This window comes from Paenarthrobacter aurescens (assembly GCF_041549525.1).
GTDB lineage: Bacteria > Actinomycetota > Actinomycetes > Actinomycetales > Micrococcaceae > Arthrobacter > Arthrobacter aurescens.
The window spans coordinates 3,013,027-3,038,300 of the sequence record NZ_CP157456.1; the positions used below are offsets into that span (position 1 = coordinate 3,013,027).

A 25,274-nucleotide genomic window follows, 5' to 3' on the forward strand; every position below is an offset into this window, starting at 1 on the left:
GGCTGCCCGCCGGAACAGCTGCTAGACCTCTTCTACGGAACTGGGCTCTGCACGAGACAGATCGATGCCCAGTTCTTCCGCAGCCGTGAAGACTGCGTCATCAGAGTCACGCATTTCGATCGTGGTTCCGTCCGTGGAAAGAACTTCCACGTTCAGGCACAACGACTGCATTTCCTTGATCAAGACCTTGAAGGACTCGGGAACGCCAGGCTCAGGGATGTTCTCGCCCTTGACGATGGCTTCGTAGACCTTCACACGACCATGGATGTCATCAGACTTGATCGTGAGGAGTTCCTGAAGGGTGTAAGCGGCGCCGTAAGCTTCGAGCGCCCACACTTCCATTTCACCGAAGCGCTGGCCACCGAACTGAGCCTTACCACCCAGCGGCTGCTGCGTGATCATGGAGTACGGACCGGTGGAGCGCGCGTGGATCTTGTCGTCCACCAAGTGGTGGAGCTTCAGGATGTACATGTAACCGACGGAGATCGGGTCCGGGAACGGCTCGCCGGAGCGGCCGTCGAACAGACGGGTCTTGCCGGAGGAATCGATCAGGCGGTCGCCATCGCGGGTCACGTTGGTGGAGTCAAGCAGACCAGTGATTTCTTCTTCACGGGCGCCATCGAACACCGGGGTGGCAACGGTGGTCTGGCCGGTTTCACGGGGCAGGTTGGGCAGGTTCTTGACCCACTCCGGCTCGCCTTCGATCTTCCAACCGGTCTTGGCAACCCAACCGAGGTGGGTTTCCAGGACCTGTCCAACGTTCATTCGGCCCGGAACACCAAGCGGGTTCAGGACGATGTCCACCGGAGTACCGTCTGCAAGGAAGGGCATGTCCTCGATCGGAAGGATCTTGGAGATAACACCCTTGTTGCCGTGACGGCCGGCGAGCTTGTCGCCGTCGGTGATCTTACGCTTGGCTGCAACGTAGACGCGGACCAGCTGGTTCACGCCCGGGGGCAGTTCGTCGTCATTGTCGCGGTCGAAGACGCGTACGCCGATGACCGTACCGGACTCGCCGTGGGGCACCTTCAGCGAGGTGTCGCGCACTTCGCGGGACTTCTCACCAAAGATGGCGCGCAGGAGGCGCTCTTCCGGGGTCAGTTCGGTTTCACCCTTAGGGGTGACCTTTCCGACCAGGATGTCGCCTGCTTCAACCTCGGCACCGATGTGGATGATGCCGCGCTCGTCCAGGCCTGCAAGGACTTCCTCGGACACGTTGGGGATATCACGGGTGATTTCCTCGGCACCAAGCTTGGTGTCGCGGGCATCGATCTCGTGCTCTTCAATGTGGATGGAGGAAAGAACATCCTCAGCAACAATGCGCTGGGACAGGATGATGGCGTCCTCGAAGTTGTGGCCTTCCCATGACATGAATGCCACGAGCAGGTTCTTACCGAGGGCGAGCTCGCCCTGGTCCGTTGCGGGACCGTCAGCGATGATGCCGCCAACTTCAAGGCGCTGGCCTTCGTTGACCAGGACACGGTGGTTGTAGCAGTTGCCCTGGTTGGAACGGGCGAACTTGTTGATGCGGTAGTTGGTCTCAGTGCCGTCGTCGTTGATCATCACAACGAGCTCAGCGGAAACCTCAGTGACCACACCTGCCTTCTTGGCGATGACAACGTCACCGGCGTCGACGGCTGCTGCGCGCTCCATGCCGGTGCCCACAAAAGGAGCCTCGGAACGGACCAGCGGCACGGCCTGGCGCTGCATGTTGGCACCCATGAGTGCACGGTTGGCATCGTCATGCTCAAGGAACGGGATCAGTGCAGTTGCCACGGACACCATCTGGCGCGGGGAAACGTCCATGAACTGAACGTCTGCAGCGGGAACCAGAACAGGCTCGCCTCCACCACCACGGGCACGGACAAGGACGGTCTCTTCTGAGAACTTCTTGTCAGCATCCAGCGGAGCGTTGGCCTGTGCAATCAGGACCTCTGCTTCGTCATCGGCCGTCAGGTACTGGACTTCGTCGGAAACGACGCCCTCGGAAACCAGGCGGTACGGCGTCTCGATGAAACCAAACGGGTTGATGCGGCCGTAGGAAGCCAGCGAACCAATCAGACCAATGTTGGGGCCTTCAGGGGTTTCGATGGGGCACATACGTCCGTAGTGGGACGGGTGAACGTCTCGAACTTCCATGCCTGCGCGGTCACGGGACAGACCACCCGGGCCAAGTGCCGACAGGCGGCGCTTGTGGGTCAAACCCGAGAGCGGGTTGTTCTGGTCCATGAACTGGGACAGCTGGGACGTTCCGAAGAACTCCTTGATGGCTGCCACAACGGGACGGATGTTGATCAGCGTCTGCGGCGTGATGGCCTCGACGTCCTGCGTGGTCATGCGTTCGCGAACGACGCGTTCCATGCGGGAAAGACCTGTGCGGACCTGGTTCTCGATCAGTTCGCCCACGGCGCGGATGCGACGGTTGCCGAAGTGGTCGATGTCATCGACGTCGACGCGGAGCTCGTGGTCTTCGCCGTCGCGCTTGCCCATGAGGGTCTTCTCGCCGGCGTGAAGCGCAACGAGGAACTTGATCATGGCAACGATGTCTTCAACGTGCAGGACCGAGGCTTCCTTGTCACCAAGGGAGCGGTCGATGCCGAGCTTGCGGTTGATCTTGTAACGGCCAACCTTGGCAAGATCGTAGCGCTTGGCGTTGAAGTACAGGTTGTCCAGCAGGGACTGGGCAGCCTCAACTGTGGGCGGCTCGCCCGGACGCAGCTTGCGGTAGATGTCCAGAAGCGCATCTTCGCGGGTTTCGGTGGCGTCCTTCTCCAGCGTTGCACGCATGGAGTCGTACTGACCGAACTCTTCCAGGATCTGGCCTTCGGTCCAGCCGAGGGCCTTCAGCAGAACGGTAACCGACTGCTTGCGCTTACGGTCGAGGCGAACGCCGACCTGATCGCGCTTGTCGATTTCGAGTTCGAACCATGCACCACGGGACGGGATGATCTTCGCAGTGAAGATGTCCTTGTCACTGGTCTTGTCAGCGGTGCGCTCAAAGTAGGCGCCCGGTGAACGGACCAACTGGGAGACAACGACGCGCTCGGTGCCGTTGACGACGAACGTTCCCTTCTCAGTCATGAGGGGGAAGTCGCCCATGAACACGGTCTGCTGCTTGATTTCGCCCGTGTTGTTGTTCATGAACTCGGCCTTGACATACAGCGGTGCCGAGTAAGTGGCGTCACGGTCTTTGCATTCGGCCATGGTGTACTTCGGGTCAGCGAACTCCGGCTCGGAGAAGCTCAGGGACATGGTGCCCTGGAAGTCCTCGATGGGGGAGATCTCTTCGAAGATGTCGGCAAGTCCGGAGGTGGTGGCGACGCTGAGGTCGCCCTCCTCGACAGCCTTCGCTACCCGCGCCTGCCAGCGTTCGTTTCCGACCAGCCAGTCAAAGCTGTCTGTCTGCAGGGCGAGAAGATTCGGAACATCAAGGGGTTCGTGAATCTTTGCGAATGAGAGGCGGCGGGTGGCACCATCGGTGCTTGCCGTGTTAGCGGTTTCGTTATTAGAGGTGCTCGAGGCGACCAAGAGGGATCCTTCCACAGACCTTCAGGCGTTTTCAGATCTCCCCCGTTTGCATCCCGCAGAGTGCTCCGCAGGATACTTGTTCCGGTTCCGCTATATGACCCGGACCCAGTCCGCTCAAGAACAATGCACGTTTCGGAACGGCACGTCAATGGCGCAGCTGAGAGGTAAAGCCCACCGCTATATGAAGGCTGAAGGTTAACAGGGAAGACGCAAATATCTACGATACGGCAAAGCAGCCTTCCTGTCTACCCCAGATCGTCCGTGATTGCAAGCACGGTTGCTGCAGGCACCCATACACCTCCTCAATCCGCGAGGAATCAATCAGCAGCGGCCAAGGAATGAGAGGAACGGCACAATTGTTGTAGGGATTGGCCAGAGCGTGCTCCGCGATAGCCTTGCAAGACCACTCCCGGATCGGAAGAGAGACCATGACGAACTCCGCTGACGACAATGACGTTGTCATCCTTGCTGCATCCCGTACCCCACAGGGTCGGCTCAACGGACAATTGGCCGGCTTCACCGCCGTCGATCTCGGTGCCCATGCCATCAGCGCTGCACTCGCGGCCAGCGGGGTCAAAGCCGAACAAGTGGACGCGGTCATCATGGGCCAGGTACTGCAGGCAGGCGCAGGCCAAAACCCGGCCCGGCAGAGCGCCATAGCCGCAGGTGTGGGGTGGAACATCCCAGCCGTCACCATCAACAAGGTCTGCCTCTCCGGGCTCACCGCAGTCATTGATGCCGCGCGCATGATCCGCAGCGGCGATGCCACGGTAGTTGTTGCCGGAGGCCAGGAATCCATGACCAGGGCCCCTCACCTGCTCCCGGGTTCACGTCAGGGTTGGACGTACGGAGCCATCCAGGCGCTGGACGTCGCAGCCCATGACGGCCTTACCGATGCTTTCGACGGGCAGTCCATGGGCCTGTCCACGGAAACGAAGAACGTCACCCTCGGCATTGACCGCAAGGCCCAGGACGAAGTTGCCGCAGCCTCCCATCAGCGTGCCGCCGCCGCTATCGCAGACGGAACCTTCGACGTCGAAATCGCTCCGGTAAGCGTCAAGCAGCGCAAGGGAGATCCCCTGGTGCTGACTACCGATGAAGGCGTCAGGCCCAACACGTCCCTGGAAACCCTGGCACCCCTCAAGGCCGCTTTCGCCACGGATGGAACCATCACCGCCGGCAACTCCTCTCCGCTGTCCGACGGCGCCTCCGCCCTGGTGCTGACCAGTCGCCGCTTCGCCAAGGACAACGGGCTGGACTACCTTGCCGTTGTTGGCAAGCCCGGGCAGGTTGCAGGGCCGGACAACTCGCTTCATTCCCAGCCCTCAAACGCAATTGCACAGGCTTTGAAGCGTGCGGGATGGACGGCAGAGGAGCTGGACTTCATCGAAATCAACGAGGCCTTCGGTTCAGTGGCGGTCCAGTCCCTCAAGGACCTCCGCTACCCCTTGGAGAAATGCAACATCCATGGCGGTGCCATTGCTTTGGGCCACCCCATCGGAGCCTCCGGCGCCCGGCTCGCGTTGCACGCCGCGCACGAACTCAAGCGCAGGGGAACCGGAAAAGCCGCGGTCTCCCTTTGCGGAGGCGGAGGCCAAGGCGAAGCCCTGCTCCTGTACCGCGACTAATGGCTGAGGAACTGGCTGGAGCCCCTATGGACGGTGCCGAACGGTTCTTGTCCGATGCCGCCGCGCGCGGACTGGACGTTGACGTCGTCGAACGCCCTGCCGCCCGTAGTCTGGAAGAAGCTGCGGCGATCCTGGGGATCACCCCCGGGGACATCGTGAAGTCGCTGGTAGTCAAGCACAGGGATGGCAGCTTTTTGTTCGCCCTGATTCCCGGGGACCGCCAGATCTCCTGGCCCAAGCTGCGTGCGCTGGTGGGCGTTAACAAGCTCTCACTCCCCCACGCCGATGTTGCCTTGGCCGCCACCGGCTACGAACGCGGCACCATCACTCCGCTGGGAAGCACCACCCCGTGGCCCGTGTACGCCGATGCCACTATTGCAGGGCGTCGCATTTCCATGGGTGCCGGGGCGCATGGCCGGAGTGCATTCGTGGATGCGGATGCACTCACTGAAGCGCTGGGCGCAGTAGTAGCGGACATCAGCGAACCCAATTAGGGAGCAGCTCACGCCGTTTTGAGCTGTCAGAACGGCCATTGACTGCAACCAAGCTGGGTGCGTGGACCCTTGGTGGGTTAAACGCAGGAAACCCCGCCCGGCGAACCGGACGGGGCTTCCACAAGCAAAACGAGTTACTTGAGGGTAACCGTTGCGCCAGCTTCTTCGAGCTGAGCCTTTGCCTTCTCGGCAGCTTCCTTGGTGGCGCCTTCGAGAACAGCCTTCGGTGCGCTGTCAACCAGGTCCTTGGCTTCCTTGAGGCCGAGGGAGGTGATGGCGCGAACTTCCTTGATCACTGCGATCTTCTTGTCGCCAGCAGCTTCGAGAACGACGTCGAATTCGGTCTTCTCTTCAGCAGCTTCAGCAGCACCGCCGGCAGCGGGGCCAGCAACTGCAACAGCAGCAGCCGTAACTTCGAAGGTCTCTTCGAAGAGCTTGACGAACTCGGAGAGCTCGATGATGGTCAGTTCCTTGAAAGCTTCAATGAGCTCTTCGTTGCTGAGCTTCGCCATGGTGGCGTCCTTCCATTAGTTGGTGCAGATCCGGGCTAAACCGTGCCATGCACCAGAGTTTGATTGAGGGGAGAACTTAGTTCTCTTCGGTTGCTGCTTCAGCGGCTTCGGCCGGAGCCGCAACCTCTTCAGCTGCAGCCTCTTCAGCGGCCGGGGCTTCTTCAGCGGCCGGTGCAGATGCGCCGCCCTCTTCTTCAAGCTTGAGGCGCAGGGCGTCGATGATGCGTGCAGCAGCGGATGCGGGAGCCTTGAGGACACCAGCAACACGTGCAAGCTGCAGCTCGCGGGACTCGAGGGCTGCCAGTGCGGCAACTCCTGCTGCGTCCAATGCCTTGCCTTCGAAGACGCCGGTCTTGATAACCAGCTGCTTGTTGGCCTTGGCAAAGTCCGTCAGGCTCTTGGCAGCAGCAACAGCGTCACCCTTGATGAAGGCGATTGCAGTAGGGCCGGCGAGCTGATCGTTGAATGCTTCAACTCCAGCTTCCTTGGCTGCAATGGCACTCAGGGTGTTCTTGACGACCGAGAACTTGGTGTCCTGGCCGAGCGCAACACGCAGTTCCTTGAGCTGTGCAACAGTGAGCCCGCGGTATTCGGTCAGGACAGCCGCGTTCGATTCCTTGAAATCGTTGGTGATCTCCGCAACAGCGGAAACCTTGCTAGGCGTTGTCATAACCCTCCTTCCGGGGAATAAAGCCGGTCTTCCGGGTCCCCGCTCACGAGAGCTAAAACTAAAAACGCCCCGCGCAGATGCACGGGGCTTGGCTCAACACAGTTTGATCCGTGGAGACTTGCTTCGTTCACCTGCGCCGGCCGCCCTATTGTTCAGGGTCCTTCGTCAAGGAATTCACTTTCATCTCACGGGCGCAACTACAGAATTGAGCGGTGCCCGAAAGAGTGGATTCCCATCAACCGACGGTCTTTGGTACTTCAAGGTTACGGGAGAGTGTTCGGCAAACCAAATCGGCCGCACGCCTAGTCCGAGGACGTTGCTCCCGACAACCTGCCCGGGAGTTCCTTCTGCCACAGTCCCGTGACGCCGGCCGTAGTGAATCCCAGTTGCTTGTTCACTGTCAGGAGGTATCTGTTCTCCGGCGCGTTCCAGGTATAGATGACGCGGGCATCCGGGAATTGCTCACTGAGCCGTTCCATGTTGGCAACCTTGATCAACAAACCAAGCTTGTTTCCCCGGTGCTCCTGCAACACCAAGGTATCGTCCTGAAACACCACGTCCTGGCGATGCGCCAGGACGCTGATGGTTGTCAGGCCCACCAATCGTCCGCTCTCCACGTGCTCGACGGCGGTCACCACCGTACGCCGGCCCTGCGCCAAAGCTGCGTCCTCGGTTTCGCGAAGTACCGCAGCGTCAAACACCATGCCGCTGGCTTCAACCTCAGGGGCGTCCTCGTCCCCCTCTTCGCGAACTACCTCGCCGGCCGCGTTTTCCAAGGCAGCCACAGCTTCCAGCCAAGGTTCCGGGCAACGGTCTGTCCAGTGGTGCAGCGTGTAACGGCCACCGTTGGCTTCTTCGGCCTCGAGCTGCAGGTCACCTACGAGCTTGGAATCCAGGGGGAGCACGCAAGAGCTGAACTGCTCAATGTGCTGCAGTGTGTAACCGGCGCGTTTTGCGAAGTCCACTTCCCTGCTGCTGACGGGCACAAAACCCGCACCGCTTCCCGGGATCAATTGGTCCTCGGGTATCTCAGTGAGCGATGTTGCCGGGTGATTGGTGTCCACCAAGGCCATGGTGCGCCCCTCAGCCCTGGCGAGTTGCTCCGCAGCTTCCAGCAATTGACGGCCCACACCCCGCCCCTGGAACTCGGGAAGGATGTCCAAGGTGAACTCAGCCAGGTCAAGGTTGTCCGCAAGAGGCAAGGCAATGTCCACGGTGCCCACAATGACGCCGTCCACTTTTGCCACCAGAATGATCTGGCGCTCATAGGGGTCAGAAAGCTCCAAGAGCTTTTCCAGGGGCGTGTAGGCGAGGTCGTCGCTCCCCCACGTCTCCATGCGTACACGCCGCCCCACCTCAACGGCATCAAGGAAATCAGCGGCGTCGGGGCCGTCCAGGGTGTCAGGCACCCACAGCTGCTCGACTTGAACGGTCTTCGCCTCGTCTACAGTCATTCCAGCCGTTTCTGCCATTCGCCGTCAAAGCCGGAAGGCTTGAACCCCAAGGCGATATTTATGGCCAGCATATGCCGGTTTTCGTTGGCGTTCCATGTCATTACCGATGTGGCGGCCGGCCATAGCTGTTCCGTGCGGCGAAGATTGGCAATCTTCACCAGCATGCCAAGGCCATGCCCCCGGTGCCCGGGAGCAACCAACGTGTCCTCCTGATAGACCATCCCGGGCGTGGCCTCACGGTGGGTCAGAGTTGTGTAGGCGGCCAACTCCCCCGTGGCGTCGTGGCGGGCTACGGCCACAGTTGAAGCGATGCCACCTGCAAGCCAGGTGGATTCCTCCAAACGCACACGGCGTGCGTCCCAGTCCTCGCCCTCCCAGCCCAAGCCGGCGATAGGCACCTCCGTGCTCATGAGGCTCTTGAGGCTGGCAAAAACATCCACCAGCTCATCAGGGCAGCGGTCCTGCCAGCCTGTGATGCTGTAGCCGCCAGCACGCTTGAGCGCCTGTTCTTCAAGGTCCTGCAGGAGTGCTTCCTTCACGGGAAGGTCCAACGTGCTGTTGGTCTCCACCTGCTCCAAGGAATAACCGTGATGAAGGGCGAAACCGGTGGAAGCCGAATCCAGTGGGACCCCACCCGTGCCGGACTTTGCCTCCAGCAACCCAGCTCCCGGGATGAGGAGATCCAGTGGCTCGGCACAAAACGCGTCAAAAGACACGCGCTCCCGTCCGCGCGCCTGCTGCTCCAGCATCCCTAGGATCTCCGAGCCGATGCCGCGCCGGCGATAGGCCGGGTCCACCAGGACGTCCACACCCGCCGTCGTCGTGTTTTCGCTCAACGGCAAGGTCAACGTGCCGCTGCCAACCGGGGTTCCGTTGAGGCGGGCCAGGAAGACGTGGCGTTCCTCATATTCGTTGCCCCGCCAGAAAAGTACGGATTCAGCCAAAGTGGAGCAACGGTCCAGGTTGCCCCAGAGATCCATGTGGTGGGCAACGTCCAGGTCATGAAAGGCACGGAAATCGGGAGACCCGCTCGCGTCCGGGCTTTCGGGGACCTCAACCGGTTCTACGGACAACCCCTCAAGGGTGTGGGAGTTCGACGACGACACGCACCAAAGCCTACGACCCGCCACTGCCCCTGAACAGGGAAGAACGCAAGAAAAAGGACCGCCCGGCAAAGCCGGACGGTCCTTTTATCAGAGCAAGTGCCCGCGAAGCTTACGCGTCGACGAGGACCTTGGTGACGTTCGGGTCAACGGTGATGCCGGGACCAAACGTGGTGGCAACGGTAGCCTTCTGGATGTAGCGGCCCTTGGAAGCAGACGGCTTCAAACGAAGCACCTCTTCCAGTGCTGCTGCGTAGTTCTCCGCAAGCTTGTTGACGTCGAAGGACACCTTGCCGATGATGAAGTGCAGGTTGGAGTGCTTGTCGACGCGGAAGTCGATCTTGCCACCCTTGATGTCGTTGACAGCCTTGGTGACATCCGGGGTAACCGTACCGGTCTTCGGGTTCGGCATCAGGTTACGCGGGCCGAGGACCTTACCCAGACGGCCAACCTTGCCCATGAGGTCAGGGGTTGCCACTGCGGCATCGAAGTCGGTCCAGCCGGCTGCGATCTTTTCGATCAGGTCATCGGAACCAACGAAGTCAGCGCCGGCAGCGATTGCTGCTTCTGCTTTGTCGCCGGTTGCGAAAACGAGGACGCGGGCGGTCTTACCGGTGCCGTGGGGCAGGTTGACGGTGCCACGAACCATCTGGTCAGCCTTACGCGGGTCAACGCCCAGGCGGAAAGCGACCTCAACGGTTGCGTCGAACTTGGAAGGGTTGGTGTCCTTCGCGAGGGTGATGGCCTCGATCGGGGCGTAGACCTTGTCTGCCTCGATCTTGGCTACGGCTGCCTCATATGCTTTGCTGCGCTTTGCCATGCTGCTGTTTCTCCTTGTGCAGTTGTGGTCTGCGGACCGCGCTGGGCCCTGCCACAAGCCGCGGATCCGGCGAGGATCCTACGGCATTTCAATGTTTCAGATGCCGGTTGCCCGGCGGGTGAAGGCCCAAGGGCCCTCGAAGGTTATTAGCCTTCTACGGTGATGCCCATGGAGCGGGCGGTGCCTGCGATGATCAGGGCAGCTGCCTTGATGTCGTTGGCGTTGAGGTCTTCCATCTTGGTGGAAGCAATTTCCTCAACCTGTGCCTGGGTCAGCTTGGCAACCTTGACGGTGTGCGGGGTAGCCGAACCCTTGGCGACGCCTGCAGCCTTCTTGATGAGCTCTGCAGCCGGCGGGGTCTTGGTGATGAAGGTGAAGGAACGGTCTTCGTAAACCGTGATTTCAACCGGGATAACGTTTCCGCGCTGGGATTCCGTTGCAGCGTTGTACGCCTTGCAGAATTCCATGATGTTGACACCGTGCTGGCCAAGCGCAGGACCGATCGGCGGAGCCGGGTTAGCGGCACCTGCCTGGATCTGCAGCTTGATGAGGCCGGTGACCTTCTTCTTGGGAGCCAATGTAGGGTCCTTCTCTCAATAGCTTCCTGGGACACAGGAGCGCGTCCCAGGTTGTTGGCCGCCATGGCGAGGCGGCCGGCCGCTCCAGAACTGCTAAGCAGGCAGGACTGGAGCGAAATTTTGGAATCAGCTAGATCTTGGTGACCTGGTTGAAGGCGAGCGTTACCGGGGTTTCGCGCTCGAAGATCGAGACCAGAACCACGAGGGTCTGGGACTCGGGCTTGATCTCGGAGATCGTAGCCGGGAGGGTCTCGAACGGACCTTCCTTGACGATGACCGACTCGCCGACCTCGAAGTCGACGGCCACGGGAGCCTGGTTCTGCTTGTTGACGGGCTTGCCCTGCTCTGCCTGCTCTTCTTCGAAGACGGGGGCGAGCATGGAGAAGACCTCGTCAAGACGGAGCGGGACGGGGTTGTGGGCGTTACCCACGAAGCCGGTGACACCCGGCGTGTGGCGGACGGCGCCCCATGAGGCGTCCGTCAGATCCATACGGACCAGGACGTAGCCGGGAATGCGCACGCGGTTGATGACCTTGCGCTGCGCGTTCTTGATCTCGACGACCTCTTCCATGGGCACCTGGATTTCGAAGATGTAATCTTCCATGTCCAGGGTCTGGATGCGGGTCTCAAGGTTGGCCTTCACGCGGTTCTCGTAACCTGCGTAGGAGTGGATGACGTACCAGTCACCCTCCTGGCGGCGCAGCTTGGCCTTGAACTCTTCGGCCGGATCGGCCGGCGCTGCAGCAGCAGCGGCTGCCAGGTGGTCGCCGTCGGACTCTTCCGAAGCGTCTTCGTCATCAGACTCAGCCTCGGACGCGTCATCAGACTCGGCGTCTGCGTCAGCTTCGAAGTCCTCAACGGATTCGTCGGCAGATTCGGGCGCAGCAGAATCAACCTCGGACTCTTCCACGACAATTGCCGTGGCGTCGGCTGAGTTCTCGGCGGATTCGCCCAGCTCAGTCTCGTTTACCTCGAGCTCCTGCTCAGACACTTGGTCTCCTGCTTCCTCATTGCCTAACATGCCTATTTAAATGGCTCAATTCCGCAAACCCCGCAAAATCCCTGAGTCAACAGGAAATTTCACACAGTTTGCGGACAGATCCGCTTATTGGTCCGTAGCCCCGGACCCACCAAAGACCCAGCTGGCTCCCGTCCCGAAGGCGATGTCCAGCAGGCTGACGATGAGCATCATGATGGCTACGAACACCAGCACCACGAGCGTGTAGTTGATCAGTTCCTTGCGGGTGGGGGCAACGACCTTCTTCAGTTCGCCAATGACCTGGCGGACGAAGAGTGCAATACGGGCGAAGAAGCCGCGATCGGCTTTCTTGGCGGGACGGCCCTTTGAGCTGCTGGCAGCTGTTTCGGTCACCTGGTCCTCACTCACCTTGCAAAGTTGTTGACCCGACTCTGATCAGAGCCATGGTTGCTGCGCGTGCCCCGGCGTTTCCGCCGGAACAGCTTGCGCAGGGCAGACAGGACTCGAACCTGCAACCTGCGGTTTTGGAGACCGCTGCGCTACCAATTGCGCCACTACCCTATGGATCAAGTCCATGTTTCAGGCCGCACTTCAGCCTGTGGTGCTTTTCAACACCGGTGAACCAGTCTACGCAAGAATTTCGCGATAGTCGAACCGGCCCGATTCCGGACCTCCCAGCCCCGTAAAGCCTGTGACCAGCATTATCAGTCACAAAGTTCGGCAGGCACCCGGGAGCTCCGCAGAACAGCATAAGGTAGTTTACGTCGAATCCCATCATCCAGCCCCCGGGCTGCCTGCGAAGAACGGTACATAGATGTCTGCCGGAACAACTACCGCCCGCATTTCACAGCGAATCTCCGCCATTGCAGAATCCGCCACCCTTGCCGTTGACGCCAAGGCCAAGGCGCTCAAAGCCGCGGGACGTCCCGTGATCGGATTCGGTGCCGGTGAACCCGATTTCCCCACCCCCGACTACATCGTCCAGGCTGCCATTGAGGCAGCAGGGCAACCGAAGTACCACCGCTACTCCCCTGCCGGCGGACTCCCCGAGCTGAAGAAGGCAATCGCGGACAAGACGCTGCGGGACTCCGGCTACAAAGTTGACCCTTCCCAGGTCCTGGTGACCAACGGCGGCAAGCAGGCTGTTTACAACACCTTCGCAACCCTGGTTGATCCGGGCGACGAGGTGATCATCCCCACCCCCTTCTGGACCACGTACCCGGAGGCCATCCGCCTTGCCGGTGGCGTGCCCGTTGAGGTCTTCGCCGGCCCCGAACAGGGTTACCTGGTAACGGTGGAGCAGCTTGAGGCTGCAGTAACGGACCGGACCAAGATCCTGCTGTTCGTTTCCCCGTCCAACCCCACCGGCGCTGTTTACAGCCCCGAGCAGGTTGCGGAGATCGGCAAATGGGCCGCGTCCAAGGGCCTGTGGGTTGTTACCGATGAGATCTACGAGCACCTGACCTATGACGGCGTCGAGTTCACCTCGATCGCCACGGCCGCACCGGAACTCGGCGACCAGGTTGTCATCCTCAACGGCGTTGCCAAGACCTACGCCATGACCGGTTGGCGCGTGGGTTGGATGATCGGCCCGGCCGACGTCATCAAGGCCGCCACCAACCTGCAGTCGCACGCGACCTCCAACGTCTCGAACATCATGCAGATCGCCGCAGCCGCTGCCCTCACGGGTCCGCTGACCGCCGTCGACGAAATGAAGGTGGCTTTCGACCGCCGCCGCAAGGCCATAGTTGCCGGCCTGAACGCGATCGAGGGCGTTGAATGCCCGACGCCGACCGGCGCCTTCTACGTCTACGCGGACGTTCGCGGCTTGTTGGGTAAGGAATTTGAGACCTCCAACGGTCCCGTCCGGCCGCAGACTTCGGCTGAACTTGCCACGCTGATCCTCGACGAAGTTGAAGTTGCCGTGGTTCCGGGCGAGGCCTTCGGTCCTTCCGGTTACGTGCGGCTTTCCTACGCCCTGGGCGATGAGGACCTCGCTGAGGGCGTCCGCCGCATCCAGGAGTTCCTGGGCAAGGCCAAGTAACACCCGCTTAACGCGAACGCTCTTCCACCCTGGCAGGTGGAAGAGCGTTCGCGTTTAAGGGCCGGGAAGTGAGAGAGCGATCGGGGAAAGCCAGCGGGAAGTGAGAGATGGTCAGAGGAGGCGGCGTTCGGCCGCCCACTTGGTGAGCTCATGGCGGCTGGAGAGCTGGAGCTTCCTCAGGACCGCCGAAACGTGCGTCTCAACGGTCTTGATGGAGATGAACAGTTCCTTGGCCACTTCCTTGTAGCTGTAACCCCGGGCGATGAGTCGCATGACTTCAAGTTCCCGCGCGGAAAGCTTGTCCAGTTCATCATCCGCGATGTCCGCAGGGGCGGTGCCAAAAGCATCGAGCACGAAGCCGGCCAAACGGGGTGAGAAGACGGCGTCGCCATCGGCCACCCGGATAACGGCGTCGGAAATCTCCTTGCCGGAGATGGTTTTGGTGACATACCCGCGGGCACCAGCCCGGATAACCGAGACCACGTCCTCTGCGGCGTCGGAGACACTCAGCGCCAGGAAACTGGTGGAGGTCAGCAGGGACATGGATCCGGCAATGACTTCACGTCCTCCACCGCCCAGGCCGCCGGGAAGGTGCACATCCAAAAGGACAACTTCGGGGCGGGTCTCCGCTATGACCGCAATGGCCTGTTCCACGGTTCCGGCCTCGCCCACCACATCAATGCGTTGGTCCAGGTCCGCTTTCAACCCGGAACGGAAAATGGTGTGATCATCCACGATCACCACTCTCACCCTGCGTCCGGCACCATTCTCAGGGGCATTGTTCATAGCTTCGCTTCTCCATTCCGCTGTTCGCCGTTCCGCACCTCGCCAATGCGCTGCTCACCGGATTCGGCATTCACTGACGGAAGGGCCAACCGGACTTCCGTTCCATCACTGCTGCTGTTGATGACCGCTGTGCCACCATGACGCTTCATTCGTCCGATGATCGACTCCCTCACGCCCAGTCTGTCGTCCGGGACAGCATCGGGGTCGAAGCCGGGGCCGCGGTCCTTGACGAATACTTCCGTGCTGCCCGCAGTGCTTTCCAAGTACACCGATACTGTTCCGCCGCCATGCCGGGCGGCGTTGAGCATGGCCTCCCTGGCTGCCTGGACCAAGGCCTCATGCCGGTCCGTCATCTCCGTGTCTCCCACAGTGACAACCTCTACCGCGTGCCCGTGTGAGTCCTCCACCTCGGCCGCCACTGACTTGATCCGGTCTGCCAGGAGGCCGGACTCCTTGGCAGGGTCACTGAACAACCAGGACCGGAGCTCACGTTCCTGGGCCCGGGCAAGGCGTACTACGTCCTGCTCAGAACCGGCACGCCGTTGAATAAGCGCCAGGGTCTGCAGCACGGAGTCGTGCAAATGGGCCGCGATTTCCGCACGTTCAGTTTCACGAACGCGGCCGGCGCGCTCGGTTTCGAGGTCTTTCCAGAACTTCAGGCCCCAAGGCAGCAGTACCAAGGCAACTCCGCCCAGGACAGCCACGGATGCCAGCAGCGCCAGCCAGGTCTGCTCCCACGATCCCGAGCCGGACACCATCACCAGCACCCCAGCCACCACCAAGGCCAATCCCGCTGCCAGACGAGTCCACCCGCCGGCCTGGTCCGCTTTGGTCTTGTCCACCAAGCCGGCGCGTCGGGTCTCATCGAGCTGCATCCAGGCAATCGCCGCGCCACCCAAGATGGCGGCGGCTGGGATAAGTGTGCCCAGGGGGACGTCAACGCCGAACTGGCGGGCGATCAGGATTGCAGCCACCAGGAGCAGCGCCGCTCCGAGCAGGATTTCCTTGCCGTACTGGATTTTGCGGAAAGAGAACCAAGACGCCACAGGGTTGCCGTTGCCGTTGCCGTTGCCGTTGCCTTCGCCGGCCGCATTAGATGATCCAGCCCGGTTCCATGCTGAAAAGGCGCTGCCAAAGCCGGTAGCGTCGGCGCCTGCATTACCCGTAGGGGGCCCATCGGCCGGAACCGAGGGAGAACCGCCGTCGGTCCTGGAACCGATGCCGGACATGGAACCGCTGCCGGTCATGGAACCGCTGCCCGGCACAGTACCGTCGCCGGGCACGGAATCGCTTCCCGGGACGGTCCCTGACCGCGAAGGCGGGCCGGCAAGCGCCGGCGAGGCACCGGCGTCGTACATTGTGGTTGCCGCAGAAGAACCGAGGCTGGGAACCACGGGCGGCAGGCTCACCGCAGGAGCAATGGGCGACGCCGGCCGGCGGGCATTGCGCTTGGCGTTCTCATCCGCGGTAGGAACCATGGTCCACAGCCACGCATAGAAGGCCACACCTGCCCCGCCCGCGAAACAGGCCAGGATCATGCCCAGGCGGACCAGATTGACCGGCCAGCCAAGGTGATCGGCAAGTCCACTGCAGACGCCCGCGATCATGCGGTCGCTGCTGCGGACCAGCGTGGGGCGTTGTACAGCGGTTCTCATGTACCAATCCAAGCACGGATCACCGGTTCCCCGGAGCGAAAACAGGTGTTCTTCGGGGGTCCCTCAGGGATCATTCAGGGTATCCCCCAGTAGAGGGCAGGGTGGTCCGGGCGGCAGGATCGAAGTATGAACGCGAACAGCATGAACCCAGAGGAACCCGGAACGCCAGGCACTGCCGGCGGAGCCGGCTCCAGCGCCCAAACCGGCGCTTCCACCGGTGCCGGCGGTGCCACGTCCGGGACTCCTTCGGGGACACCGGGACAATCCGGCGCTGCCCCGGAAACCGGCACTGAAGGCGCAACTTACCCGCCTGCAGGCAACGCCCCGGCAGCCTCCCAGCAGAACTTCTTCGACTGGATCCGCAGCCAGGGAATCCGCCGCGGACCGGACCGTTGGATCGGCGGCGTGGCCAGCGGGGTGGCCCACCGGTTCGGCATTGACCCCTTGATTGTGCGCGGCATCTTCATTGTCCTGGCACTCTTCGCCGGCGTGGGTGTGCTGCTCTACGGCGTGGCCTGGGCGCTCCTGCCCGAGCCGGACGGCCGGATCCACGTACAGGAAGCCGCTGCGGGCCGTTGGTCCGGGGGCATGACCGGCGCGTTGATCACCACCATCATCGGCCTGCCCAGCCTGGGCCGCGGGTTCTGGGGCTGGGGCTGGGATGGGCTGCCGGGCCTGTTCTGGACGCTGTTCTGGATGGGCGGCGTTTTCTACCTCATCTATTTCCTGGTTCAACGCAACAAGGCTTCGAAAGGAACTCCGCCAGTGGGCCCGCAAAACTACTCCGCGACCCCCTATTCCACGTCTCCGGGCAGCACCGCTTACGGCACGCCCACCACATACGCGTCCGGAACTGCCACCGGCACCAACACAGGAGTACCGGTGTATGGCACATCCCAGCCGGGCAGCACAAGCTATGGGTCTCCATCAGCAGGTACCACCCACGGCCAAGCCGGCAGCTATGGCCCCCCTCCCTCCGGGCCCTCGGGCCCGCGTCCCCCTTACGGTCCTACTCCCCCGCAGAACTGGAACCCGAAACCGGCTGCGCCCAAGAGTAAGGGCCCGGGAGCTGCAATCGTCTCAGTGTCAGCCGGCGCAGCACTGCTTGCAGGCGGCACTTTGAAAGCGCTCGACGCCGGCAACGTCATTGAGTTGGGCAACTCGGGTAACGCCGTGGTCTGGGCAACAGGGGCAGCCGTGCTCGGTCTGGGCATCCTCATCGCCGGTCTCCGCGGACGGACCTCAGGATTCCTTGGTTTCCTGGCAGTAGTAGCGCTGATCATTGGCGGAATCTTCAACGTGATCCCCCGGGACGGCGATCGCTTCACCTTCCATGACGTGAACTGGGCACCCACCAGCCTGGAGCAGGCACGGCTGGGCATCAACGTCACCGGAGCCCAAGGCCAGCTGGACTTGAGTGACCTGTCCCTCACGCCACCCTTGACCTCGGAGGTCACCATTCCCGTTGATGCCACGGCCAGCAACGTCACGGTCATCATTCCCGATGATGTTCCGGTGGAAGTCAGGGCGGACATGACGTTCGGCAACCTCAACGAACGCGGCTCAGACCGCGGTGGCCGCCTGCAGGACGAGAGGACGCTCTACAACACTGAAAAGCCCGGAGCCAACCTCGTGGTGGAAATTGACGGCACGTTCAGCAACGTGACCATCCAGGAAGGAAACTGACATGAGCACCAATGAGCCGGAAAAGGCAAGCAACACGCAGCCAACCGAGCCACTGCCCAGGGAACATCATTTGCCCAGGGAACATCATTTGCCCAGCGAACATCGTTTGCCCAGGGAACATCGTTCCGACGATACCCGACCTACCGAATCCATCCCGCGCGAAACCCGCCCTACCGAAGCACTTCCGAAGCCGGGCTTGAAGCAGATCCCGCTCACGCCACCGCTGGAACCGAGCTTCAAGGTGGAGCACACGGACCACGACGAACCCCGGCAGGCCCGCATAGGAACAGTGGTCTGGGGGTTGATTGTGATTGCCCTGGCGGCCTTGATCGTCATCTCCACACTCGGCTGGGTCACGCTGAACGGTACCTATGTGCTGATTGGTCTGATGATCGGCGCGGGGGCGGCATTGGTAGTTGGCGGGCTTTTAGCGGCCCGCAGGGGCCCGGGCACGCCAAAGAGCCCGGCGAAGTGACCGAGCGCAGCAGCGTGACAAAGCAACCGCAACAGGGAAGGGTGTAGTCATGGACAAGTTCTTCAGCATCGTCAGGGGCTTCGGCCTGAAGCGTGGTCCGCAACGTTGGCTCGGCGGCGTCTGCGGAGGAATCGCAGCAAAGCTCAAGGTGGACGTAGCGTACGTCCGGGTGGCTTTCCTGCTCTTCTGCCTTCTGCCCGGTCCGGCATTCGTGGCCTACATCCTGGGCTGGCTGATCCTGCCGGACCAGAACAACAAGATCGCCCTGGAGTCGTTCATCAGCCAGCGTTCCCGGTAGTTGCCGGTGACATCAAGCCGAACGCTTCGGAACGCCCTGCCTGATGGCGGGGCGTTTCGCTGTTTTCGGCCGTGTTTCCAATACCGCACAGCCCGGGTCAAAAGTAACCATTTGTGTCCCACCCCACATGCGCGTCTACAATCATGTGGAGCTCAGCGTGGCGCTCTGCACGTATTCCTCCAAGCCATGAGTGAGCAAACATGAAAATTGGCATTCTTACCAGCGGTGGCGACTGCCCCGGCCTCAACGCAGTGATCCGGGGATCAGTCCTCAAAGGCATCGCCATCCACGGCCAGGAGTTTGTGGGCTTCCGCGATGGCTGGCGCGGGGTTGTGGAAGGTGATGTGATCGACATCCCCCGCACCATGGTCCGCGGTATCGCCAAGCAGGGTGGCACCATCCTGGGCACCTCCCGCACCAACCCGTTCGAGAATGGGGGCGGTCCTGAGGTCATCAAGGCGCACATGGAACGCCTTGGGATTGATGCCATCATCGCAATCGGCGGCGAGGGAACACTGGCAGCTGCCAAGCGCCTCACCGATGCCGGTTTGAAGATCGTGGGCGTTCCCAAAACGGTGGACAACGATCTCGATGCCACTGACTACACCTTCGGTTTTGATACCGCCGTCCAGATTGCCACGGAGGCAATCGACCGCCTCCGCACCACCGGCGAATCCCACCACCGCTGCATGATCGCCGAAGTGATGGGCCGTCACGTGGGCTGGATCGCCTTGCACGCAGGAATGGCAGCCGGCGCCCACGCCATCCTGATCCCGGAGCAGAAGGCAAGCATTGAGCAGATCACCGAATGGGTCCAGGAAGCCCACGATCGTGGCCGCGCCCCGCTGGTGGTAGTGGCCGAAGGCTTCGTTCCGGAGCACATGGAGTCCCCGCACTCCGAGCGCGGGCTGGATACTTTCGGCCGTCCCCGCCTGGGTGGCATCGCGGACCAGTTGGCACCGGAAATCGAGGCCCGTACCGGGATCGAAACACGAGCCACCATCCTCGGCCACATCCAGCGCGGCGGCGTCCCCACCGCCTACGACCGCGTCCTGGCCACGCGCTTGGGAATGGCGGCCATCGACTCCGTGGTGGAGGGCCGTTGGGGCACCATGGTGGCCCTGAAGGGCACGGACATCTCCCACGTGGGCTTCGAGGAAGCCTTGGGCAAGCTCAAGACCGTGCCGCAACACCGCTACGACGAAGCGTCTGTGCTGTTCGGGTAGTCGGATAGGCTGAATCCATGACTCTAGAGCCCACGTCTGCTGCCATTATCCAGCTGGCGTGGGCTCGTCGTTTAGGACTCGACGACGACGCTTTCGCCACCGCTGCTTCCCGGCTCGCCACCTCAGCGGCCGACCCCGGGGACATCGCCAACCGCATAACCCGGGCGGATGATTCGGCGCGGACCTTGGTGTTCCTCCGCCTCTTCGGCGTCTCGGCGCTGGTGGGACCGCAGTGGGCACTGGATGCCGCAGCGTCCATCCCCGATACTGAGCTCGCCCAACACGTCACCTTGTTGACCATTACGCGCTCACACGGTGGGCACGGGCTGGGCTCTTCGGCATTGTTCTTTGCCGATGACCTCCCCCTTCAGCAGCCTTCCGAAGAGCTCACCGTTTCCCATGGCAATCCCGAGGCCATCAGCCTGGAAAGCCTCTGTCCCCCGGATGACGTCAACGAGGTGGGCCTTCAAGGGCTCAGCCATCGCTTCACCATCATGCATCCCGAGGATGAACAGCCCACTCCCGTGGCCTGCGGCGCCTATGCCGAGTGGGAGGGCATCCTGGCCAACATGGGCGTTTTGGTTGCCCCTCCCTGGCGGCGCCGGGGCCTGGGCACCTTGGCTGCCTCCATCGCCGCACATGAGGCCTTGGCATCCGGATTGACCCTGCAGTGGAAGGCCGATGTCAGCAACACCGGAGCGCTTGCCATGGCCCGCAGCCTTGGTTTTGCCACCGGCGGGCTCCATGCGAGCGTGCTGCTCAGCTGAATCCCGGCGGAGTTTTTGTACAGCTAACGCCCTTCAGGTGCCTTCTTGAGGGCATTAGCTGTACAAAAACTCTAGGTGTTGAGGTCAGCCTTCTCTGAGGCTGGTGCGGATTCGGACGTGGCGCCCCATCCTTGCACAGCCTTCGGTTTGCCAAAGAACAGTGCCACCACGGCGCCCAGCAGGATCGCGCAGGCGGGCAAAATGATGGACTGGCTCATCGCCGTCGAGAATCCTGCGTGAAGCGCTTCGGGCAGGACTCCGCTCATGGACGCTTCGCCAACAGGAGCACCGGCAGGCGCTGCGGGCAGTTCTGCTGCCAGTCGCGACTGGATAAGGGCAGCGATGGCAGCCGAACCAAGGACAGCACCAATCTGGCGGGTGGTGTTGAAAACGCCGGAGCCGGCCCCTGCCTGGCGGGGTTCCAGGTTACGGGTGGTGGCATTGGAGACCGGTCCCCAGATGAAGGCGTTGGCAACGCCCTGCAAAGCGCTGGGGAGCAGGAACATCCAGATGGGGGTGTCCGGCCCCAGCAAGGCGGCGGTCCAGAACAACGCTCCGGCCATGCAGAGAAGTCCGAAGGACGCAAAATACCGCGGGTTGGCACGGTCAATGAGCTTGCCGACGAACGGTGCAAGAGCACCCGAAATGACGGCCATGGGGATCATCAGCAGCGCCGACTGGGTGGGCGTCAGGCCGCGGACCGTCTGGTAGTAGAAGATAGTGGGCAGCGGGAAGGCCGTCACCGTGAAGCCCACGGCCATGATGGTGGTGTTTCCCAAGGAGAAATTACGGTCCTTGAACAAGCCAAGTGGCAGCAAAGGTTCCCCGCCACGGCGTTCCAGGAGCCACTGCCATGCAACGAACAGCACCAGGACAACCAATCCCGTGATGATCAAACCCCAGACTGAAATAAAGCCGGTGACGGTTCCCCATTTGTAGGTTTGGCCTTCCTGAATGCCGAAGACCAGCAGGAACATGCCGACGGCGGAAAGCACCACGCCCACCACATCAAAGGTGTGCGTGTGGGTTGTAAGTTTCGGCACGAAACGCATGACCAGGATGAAGGCCACGATTCCTATGGGGACGTTGACGAAGAAGATCCACTCCCAGCCCAGGCTGTCCACCAGCACGCCGCCAAGGATAGGGCCGATCAGTACCGCCATGCCTGCGGTGGCTCCCCACAACCCCATGGCTGCGCCACGGCGGTCCGGCGGGAAGATGCGCGTAATGACCGCCATGGTTTGGGGAGTCATCATGGCCGCACCCAGGCCTTGAACGGCGCGGGCGGCGATCAGCAGGGTGATGTCACCGGAAAGCCCACACCACAGGGAGGCGAGCGTGAAGACCACCAGGCCGATCAAGTACAGGTTCTTGGGTCCGAAACGGTCACCCAGCCTGCCCGTAATCAACAGTGGCACGGCGTAGGCCAGCAGGTAGGCGCTGGTGACCCAAATGACGGCGTTGATGTCCGCGTTGAGGCCCTCCATGATCCGCGGGTTCGCGACCGACACAATGGTGGTGTCGATGAGGATCATGAAGAAGCCCACCACGAGTGACCACAGCGCGGGCCATGGCTTAGCTACGTTTTCCAAGGGATTCCTTTGGTTTGTGTGAAAGTTCGGCTGGAGTTGGATGGGGTTCATCCCAGGGCAGGCGCCCATTGCCCAACTCCTCCAGGAGGCCGCGGATCCACGCGATCTCCGTTCGGCGCATTGCCTGTTGATAGGTGATGTCTATCCAGTACTTACGGTCCAGCCCCCTGGCCGTCACGGTGGCTTCTGCCTGCACCAGGAAATCGAGGTCCGCGTTCAGGGCCACAACCCGCTCCTCCAACAGCTCCGTCACCACGGCCACGGGAAGATGGTGGGCTTCAGCAATTGCATGGGGAAAAACAGGGTACTCATTGACGGGCGTGGAGAGCATGGCCTGCAGCCGTGCATCCAGTGCTTCGTGTCCGGCGGTGGTGATCCGGTACGTGGTCCGTTCGGGTCGGTTGCCTTCGCGCCCTGTCCCCGTTGCCTCCACCAGCCCGTTTTCCTCAAGCCTGCCTACCGCGTGGTAGAGCGTGCCCGGGCGCACTTTGACAAGGCGGTCTTCATGCCGCGCCATCAGCACCTGGTACATCTCGTAAGGGTGCATCGGCTCCTCCGCAAGAAGTGCCAGCGAGGCGACCCCAAGCGGGGTTAATTCGGCAACCTTGGGCACGGCAATCTCCTTCCGGATCAAATATTCCATCACAACTATTCCACGTGGAGTATCCGGGCGCAAGAAAGCCCGGCCGCAACGCGACCGGGCTTTGCTTGTCTTTGGCTGCTTAGCCCAGCAGGGCCTGAATCTCTGACCTGGCGAACATCGTGGCGGCCTCGCGCGCGGAGGGCGTTCCGGCGTCGGGATCCGCTCCGGCGTCCAGCAGAACCCGCGCAACCCCTGTGTAGCCCTTGAAGACGGCACCGGCGAGCGGCGTCTGACCGCGGTCGTTGGCGGCATTGACGTCAGCACCGTGATGGAGGATGAGCTGCACAGCTTCCTCGTGGCCGTGATAGGCCGCAAGCATCAGGAGGGAGTCGCCGGCGGCGTTGGTGAGTGTGGCAGGAGCGCCTGCATTCAAGTAGCCACGCAGCAACTCGGTGTCACCCTCGCGGGCAGCGTCGAACAGGGCATGGGCCAGGGCCAACGTTTCGTCGTCGGGGCCTGTAGCTTGGCTCATCGGTGGGGTCCCTTCAGGAATCCGGTCTGGCGCCCGACAACCTGGCCGGCGTCGGGGGCGACGATCACTTCCTGGGCTGCAATGTAAGGCTCCTCGCCGTCCATCACCGTCAGGGTTTCCTCCGCCGAAATGGACCGCTTGATCACGGCCAAAGCAACAGGGCCCATCTCGAAGTGCTGCGCCACCGATGTCAGAGTACCCACCTTGCGCTCCCCGGCAAATACAACGCTGCCAACAGCAGGCAATGTGTGTTGCGAGCCATCGAGCTGCAGGAACACGAGCCGCCGCGGAGGATGGCCGAGGTTATGGACGCGTGCAATAGTCTCCTGGCCCTTGTAGCAACCCTTGTTCAGGTGCACCGAGGTCCGCAGGAGATCAAGTTCGTGAGGGATGGTCTTCTCATCAGTCTCGGCTCCCAAACGTGGACGCCAGGCGGCAATCCGCAAAGCGTCAGCAGCCATGGCACCGGCCAGGGGCAGGCCTTCCACGGATTGTTCCAGTTCCGCGGCCGGAACAAGGTACTCGAACCATGGGCGCTCAAGCCCGGGATGCGATTCCTCAGGGACGATGCTGTAGGAATAACCACCGGGGCTGACACGCGGCCACGGATCCTCCCACACCAAACCACCGGAAAGCTGGTCCACAGGCTTTGTGGAACCCACCACAGCCCATTGCCCGGAGACGTCCTGAATCTCCACGCGGAGCATGAACTTCATCCGGTTCAACCACTCGGCCAGCGGAGCTGCCTCCGCCGCCTCCACGATCAGCCAGGTAGTGCCGCCGTCGTCAATAACGCGGGCATCGAACTCAATCCTGCCCTGAACGCTCAGCAACAGAAGTTCGCTGGCGACACCAGGCTGCAGGTTGGTCAGTTGCTGGGACGAGAGCGTGTTGAGCCAGCTGAGCCGATCAGGGCCGGCCACGGTCACCACGCCACGATGCGAGAGATCAACGACGGCGGTGCCCGCGGCCAAGGCGCGCTGCTCACGCAACGGTTCACCATAGTGGGCCGCTACGCCGGCGTCGAGGCCGGTATCTTCAACGGCACCAGGGCGCGACAACAGGGGGCTCTTGTAAGTCATATGTAGTAGAAGTCCTCGCGGCTCAGCGGTATTCCGGTATCAGCGGTATTCCGGGTTTTCGAAATCGAATCGGGTGCCCGCTTTCCATTCCTCCGGCAGATTGCCGTAGGCAGGAATTCCCCCGGCATCGCGCAGGAGTTTGGCCATGTGGAGCAGGTTCCACGTCATGAAAGTGGCGTTCCTGTTAGTAAAATCACTCTCCGGACCGCCTGATCCTTCATCAAGATAACTGGGTCCGGGGCCCACCGGGCCGATCCACCCGGCGTCGGCCTGGGGAGGAATGGTGAAGCCGATGTGCTGGAGGCTGTACAGCACGTTCATGGAGCAGTGCTTGATGCCGTCCTCGTTGCCGGTGATGAGGCAACCGCCCACCTTGGGGTAGAACGCCCACTGGCCCTTGCTGTTCAGCTGGCCCGAATGGGCATACAACCGTTCAATGAGTTTCTTGGTCATGGAGGAGTTGTCCCCCAACCAGATGGGGCCGGCAATCACCACAATGTGGGCATCGCGGACTTCAGGGTAGATTTCCGGCCATTCGTCGGTCTTCCAGCCGTGCTCGCGCATGTCCGGGTAAACACCAGAGGCAATGTCATGGTCGACGGTCCGGATGAGCCGGGTGGAGACGCCCTGCTTCTCCATGATGTCCCGGCTGATCCTGATGAGGCCATCGGTGTTGCTCAGCTGCGGCGAAGGTTTCAGCGTCCCATTGAAGAAGACAGCCTTGAGGCCCTCATAGCCTTCCGGTTTGAGGTGTGTGTTCACTTTCGGCTCCTTCTGCTGGC

General features: G+C 61.8%; 24 protein-coding genes and 1 tRNA gene. 8 read left to right on the forward strand and 17 right to left on the reverse strand.

Translation table 11 applies throughout. The features are described 5' to 3' along the window. Nucleotides 1-21 precede the first annotated feature (21 nt). On the reverse strand, nucleotides 22-3,528 hold the full coding sequence (gene rpoB / locus ABI796_RS13955; RefSeq protein ID WP_043471397.1) for a DNA-directed RNA polymerase subunit beta: 3,507 nt from the start codon (nucleotides 3,526-3,528) through the stop codon (nucleotides 22-24). A 428-nt stretch (nucleotides 3,529-3,956) separates the two neighbouring features. Between rpoB and ABI796_RS13960 the strand changes: the two genes are divergently transcribed. Together ABI796_RS13960 and ABI796_RS13965 are read left to right on the forward strand one after the other, a co-directional pair. Beyond that, on the forward strand, nucleotides 3,957-5,156 hold the full coding sequence (locus ABI796_RS13960) for an acetyl-CoA C-acetyltransferase (RefSeq protein WP_141281633.1): 1,200 nt from the start codon (nucleotides 3,957-3,959) through the stop codon (nucleotides 5,154-5,156). After that, a complete protein-coding gene (locus ABI796_RS13965) occupies nucleotides 5,156-5,650 on the forward strand; it encodes an aminoacyl-tRNA deacylase (RefSeq protein ID WP_141281635.1) in 495 nt (164 codons plus the stop codon). The genes ABI796_RS13960 and ABI796_RS13965 overlap by 1 nt, the downstream gene beginning before the upstream one ends. A 134-nt stretch (nucleotides 5,651-5,784) precedes the next feature. On the opposite strand, the gene rplL is transcribed toward ABI796_RS13965, so the two are convergent. The 9 genes from rplL to ABI796_RS14010 all read right to left on the reverse strand — a co-directional run bounded on the left by rplL (nucleotide 5,785) and on the right by ABI796_RS14010 (nucleotide 12,327). Beyond that, the gene (gene rplL / locus ABI796_RS13970; protein WP_011775604.1) at nucleotides 5,785-6,162 is read right to left on the reverse strand and encodes a 50S ribosomal protein L7/L12; all 378 of its coding nucleotides are present in this window, start codon (nucleotides 6,160-6,162) and stop codon (nucleotides 5,785-5,787) included. Nucleotides 6,163-6,238: 76 nt separating this feature from the next. Next, nucleotides 6,239-6,832 (reverse strand): 50S ribosomal protein L10, encoded by a 594-nt coding sequence (rplJ, locus tag ABI796_RS13975; RefSeq protein ID WP_062073190.1) that lies wholly within the window; start codon nucleotides 6,830-6,832, stop codon nucleotides 6,239-6,241. A 302-nt stretch (nucleotides 6,833-7,134) separates the two neighbouring features. Next, nucleotides 7,135-8,304 (reverse strand): GNAT family N-acetyltransferase, encoded by a 1,170-nt coding sequence (locus ABI796_RS13980; protein ID WP_141281637.1) that lies wholly within the window; start codon nucleotides 8,302-8,304, stop codon nucleotides 7,135-7,137. Beyond that, nucleotides 8,283-9,392 carry a GNAT family N-acetyltransferase gene (locus tag ABI796_RS13985; protein ID WP_141281639.1) on the reverse strand — a complete coding sequence of 370 codons (1,110 nt, stop codon included), beginning with the start codon at nucleotides 9,390-9,392 and terminating at the stop codon, nucleotides 8,283-8,285. The genes ABI796_RS13980 and ABI796_RS13985 overlap by 22 nt, the downstream gene beginning before the upstream one ends. Before the next feature lie 109 nt (nucleotides 9,393-9,501). Beyond that, entirely contained in the window at nucleotides 9,502-10,209 is a 708-nt protein-coding gene (gene rplA / locus ABI796_RS13990; protein WP_011775608.1) for a 50S ribosomal protein L1, read from the reverse strand. Nucleotides 10,210-10,355: 146 nt separating this feature from the next. Beyond that, a complete protein-coding gene (gene rplK, locus ABI796_RS13995; protein ID WP_011775609.1) occupies nucleotides 10,356-10,787 on the reverse strand; it encodes a 50S ribosomal protein L11 in 432 nt (143 codons plus the stop codon). A gap of 130 nt (nucleotides 10,788-10,917) precedes the next feature. Further along, complete coding sequence (gene nusG / locus ABI796_RS14000; protein ID WP_141281641.1) at nucleotides 10,918-11,778, reverse strand: transcription termination/antitermination protein NusG; 861 nt, start codon at nucleotides 11,776-11,778, stop codon at nucleotides 10,918-10,920. Nucleotides 11,779-11,892: 114 nt separating this feature from the next. Then, entirely contained in the window at nucleotides 11,893-12,174 is a 282-nt protein-coding gene (gene secE / locus ABI796_RS14005) for a preprotein translocase subunit SecE (RefSeq protein ID WP_141281643.1), read from the reverse strand. 80 nt (nucleotides 12,175-12,254) lie between these two features. Then, nucleotides 12,255-12,327: transfer RNA gene (locus ABI796_RS14010), tRNA-Trp, on the reverse strand. A gap of 253 nt (nucleotides 12,328-12,580) precedes the next feature. On the opposite strand from ABI796_RS14010, the gene ABI796_RS14015 reads away from it, so the two are divergent. Continuing rightward, complete coding sequence (locus ABI796_RS14015; protein ID WP_141281645.1) at nucleotides 12,581-13,810, forward strand: pyridoxal phosphate-dependent aminotransferase; 1,230 nt, start codon at nucleotides 12,581-12,583, stop codon at nucleotides 13,808-13,810. Nucleotides 13,811-13,921: 111 nt separating this feature from the next. Here the strand turns inward: ABI796_RS14015 and ABI796_RS14020 are convergent, their stop codons facing one another. After that, nucleotides 13,922-14,596 (reverse strand): response regulator transcription factor, encoded by a 675-nt coding sequence (locus tag ABI796_RS14020; RefSeq protein ID WP_141281647.1) that lies wholly within the window; start codon nucleotides 14,594-14,596, stop codon nucleotides 13,922-13,924. Beyond that, a complete protein-coding gene (locus ABI796_RS14025) occupies nucleotides 14,593-16,251 on the reverse strand; it encodes an ATP-binding protein (protein WP_141281649.1) in 1,659 nt (552 codons plus the stop codon). Before ABI796_RS14025 ends, ABI796_RS14020 begins: the two co-directional genes overlap by 4 nt. Nucleotides 16,252-16,377: 126 nt before the next feature. Between ABI796_RS14025 and ABI796_RS14030 the strand changes: the two genes are divergently transcribed. The 5 genes from ABI796_RS14030 to ABI796_RS14050 all read left to right on the forward strand — a co-directional run bounded on the left by ABI796_RS14030 (nucleotide 16,378) and on the right by ABI796_RS14050 (nucleotide 20,703). Then, the gene (locus ABI796_RS14030) at nucleotides 16,378-17,937 is read left to right on the forward strand and encodes a PspC domain-containing protein (protein ID WP_174754473.1); all 1,560 of its coding nucleotides are present in this window, start codon (nucleotides 16,378-16,380) and stop codon (nucleotides 17,935-17,937) included. Between the two features lie 223 nt (nucleotides 17,938-18,160). Beyond that, nucleotides 18,161-18,412 (forward strand): hypothetical protein, encoded by a 252-nt coding sequence (locus tag ABI796_RS14035; protein ID WP_246095684.1) that lies wholly within the window; start codon nucleotides 18,161-18,163, stop codon nucleotides 18,410-18,412. Nucleotides 18,413-18,461: 49 nt separating this feature from the next. Then, on the forward strand, nucleotides 18,462-18,710 hold the full coding sequence (locus ABI796_RS14040) for a PspC domain-containing protein (RefSeq protein WP_141281653.1): 249 nt from the start codon (nucleotides 18,462-18,464) through the stop codon (nucleotides 18,708-18,710). 200 nt (nucleotides 18,711-18,910) lie between these two features. Continuing rightward, the gene (locus ABI796_RS14045; protein ID WP_141281655.1) at nucleotides 18,911-19,936 is read left to right on the forward strand and encodes an ATP-dependent 6-phosphofructokinase; all 1,026 of its coding nucleotides are present in this window, start codon (nucleotides 18,911-18,913) and stop codon (nucleotides 19,934-19,936) included. Between the two features lie 17 nt (nucleotides 19,937-19,953). Further along, entirely contained in the window at nucleotides 19,954-20,703 is a 750-nt protein-coding gene (locus tag ABI796_RS14050) for a GNAT family N-acetyltransferase (protein ID WP_141281657.1), read from the forward strand. 71 nt (nucleotides 20,704-20,774) lie between these two features. On the opposite strand, the gene ABI796_RS14055 is transcribed toward ABI796_RS14050, so the two are convergent. From ABI796_RS14055 to ABI796_RS14075, 5 genes are all read right to left on the reverse strand, one after another. Then, entirely contained in the window at nucleotides 20,775-22,295 is a 1,521-nt protein-coding gene (locus ABI796_RS14055; RefSeq protein WP_141281659.1) for a DHA2 family efflux MFS transporter permease subunit, read from the reverse strand. Beyond that, nucleotides 22,279-22,908: a PadR family transcriptional regulator gene (locus ABI796_RS14060; RefSeq protein ID WP_141281661.1), complete on the reverse strand. Its 630-nt coding sequence runs from the start codon at nucleotides 22,906-22,908 to the stop codon at nucleotides 22,279-22,281. The genes ABI796_RS14055 and ABI796_RS14060 overlap by 17 nt, the downstream gene beginning before the upstream one ends. A 109-nt stretch (nucleotides 22,909-23,017) precedes the next feature. Continuing rightward, nucleotides 23,018-23,410: an ankyrin repeat domain-containing protein gene (locus tag ABI796_RS14065; RefSeq protein ID WP_141281663.1), complete on the reverse strand. Its 393-nt coding sequence runs from the start codon at nucleotides 23,408-23,410 to the stop codon at nucleotides 23,018-23,020. Continuing rightward, a complete protein-coding gene (locus ABI796_RS14070; protein ID WP_141281665.1) occupies nucleotides 23,407-24,492 on the reverse strand; it encodes a folate-binding protein YgfZ in 1,086 nt (361 codons plus the stop codon). Before ABI796_RS14070 ends, ABI796_RS14065 begins: the two co-directional genes overlap by 4 nt. A 39-nt stretch (nucleotides 24,493-24,531) precedes the next feature. Further along, nucleotides 24,532-25,254: a flavodoxin family protein gene (locus ABI796_RS14075; RefSeq protein WP_141281667.1), complete on the reverse strand. Its 723-nt coding sequence runs from the start codon at nucleotides 25,252-25,254 to the stop codon at nucleotides 24,532-24,534. Nucleotides 25,255-25,274 lie beyond the last annotated feature (20 nt).

Excerpts from the sequence above, each read along its gene's own strand:
- ABI796_RS13960 (WP_141281633.1), top strand. The coding sequence starts at position 3,957 with ATGACGAACTCCGCTGACGACAATGACGTTGTCATCCTTGCTGCATCC.
- ABI796_RS13965 (WP_141281635.1), top strand. The coding sequence starts at position 5,156 with ATGGCTGAGGAACTGGCTGGAGCCCCTATGGACGGTGCCGAACGGTTC.
- rplL (WP_011775604.1), bottom strand. The coding sequence starts at position 6,162 with ATGGCGAAGCTCAGCAACGAAGAGCTCATTGAAGCTTTCAAGGAACTG.
- rplJ (WP_062073190.1), bottom strand. The coding sequence starts at position 6,832 with ATGACAACGCCTAGCAAGGTTTCCGCTGTTGCGGAGATCACCAACGAT.
- ABI796_RS13980 (WP_141281637.1), bottom strand. The coding sequence starts at position 8,304 with ATGGCAGAAACGGCTGGAATGACTGTAGACGAGGCGAAGACCGTTCAA.
- rplA (WP_011775608.1), bottom strand. The coding sequence starts at position 10,209 with ATGGCAAAGCGCAGCAAAGCATATGAGGCAGCCGTAGCCAAGATCGAG.
- ABI796_RS14015 (WP_141281645.1), top strand. The coding sequence starts at position 12,581 with ATGTCTGCCGGAACAACTACCGCCCGCATTTCACAGCGAATCTCCGCC.
- ABI796_RS14020 (WP_141281647.1), bottom strand. The coding sequence starts at position 14,596 with ATGAACAATGCCCCTGAGAATGGTGCCGGACGCAGGGTGAGAGTGGTG.
- ABI796_RS14025 (WP_141281649.1), bottom strand. The coding sequence starts at position 16,251 with ATGAGAACCGCTGTACAACGCCCCACGCTGGTCCGCAGCAGCGACCGC.
- ABI796_RS14030 (WP_174754473.1), top strand. The coding sequence starts at position 16,378 with ATGAACGCGAACAGCATGAACCCAGAGGAACCCGGAACGCCAGGCACT.
- ABI796_RS14040 (WP_141281653.1), top strand. The coding sequence starts at position 18,462 with ATGGACAAGTTCTTCAGCATCGTCAGGGGCTTCGGCCTGAAGCGTGGT.
- ABI796_RS14045 (WP_141281655.1), top strand. The coding sequence starts at position 18,911 with ATGAAAATTGGCATTCTTACCAGCGGTGGCGACTGCCCCGGCCTCAAC.
- ABI796_RS14050 (WP_141281657.1), top strand. The coding sequence starts at position 19,954 with ATGACTCTAGAGCCCACGTCTGCTGCCATTATCCAGCTGGCGTGGGCT.
- ABI796_RS14065 (WP_141281663.1), bottom strand. The coding sequence starts at position 23,410 with ATGAGCCAAGCTACAGGCCCCGACGACGAAACGTTGGCCCTGGCCCAT.
- ABI796_RS14070 (WP_141281665.1), bottom strand. The coding sequence starts at position 24,492 with ATGACTTACAAGAGCCCCCTGTTGTCGCGCCCTGGTGCCGTTGAAGAT.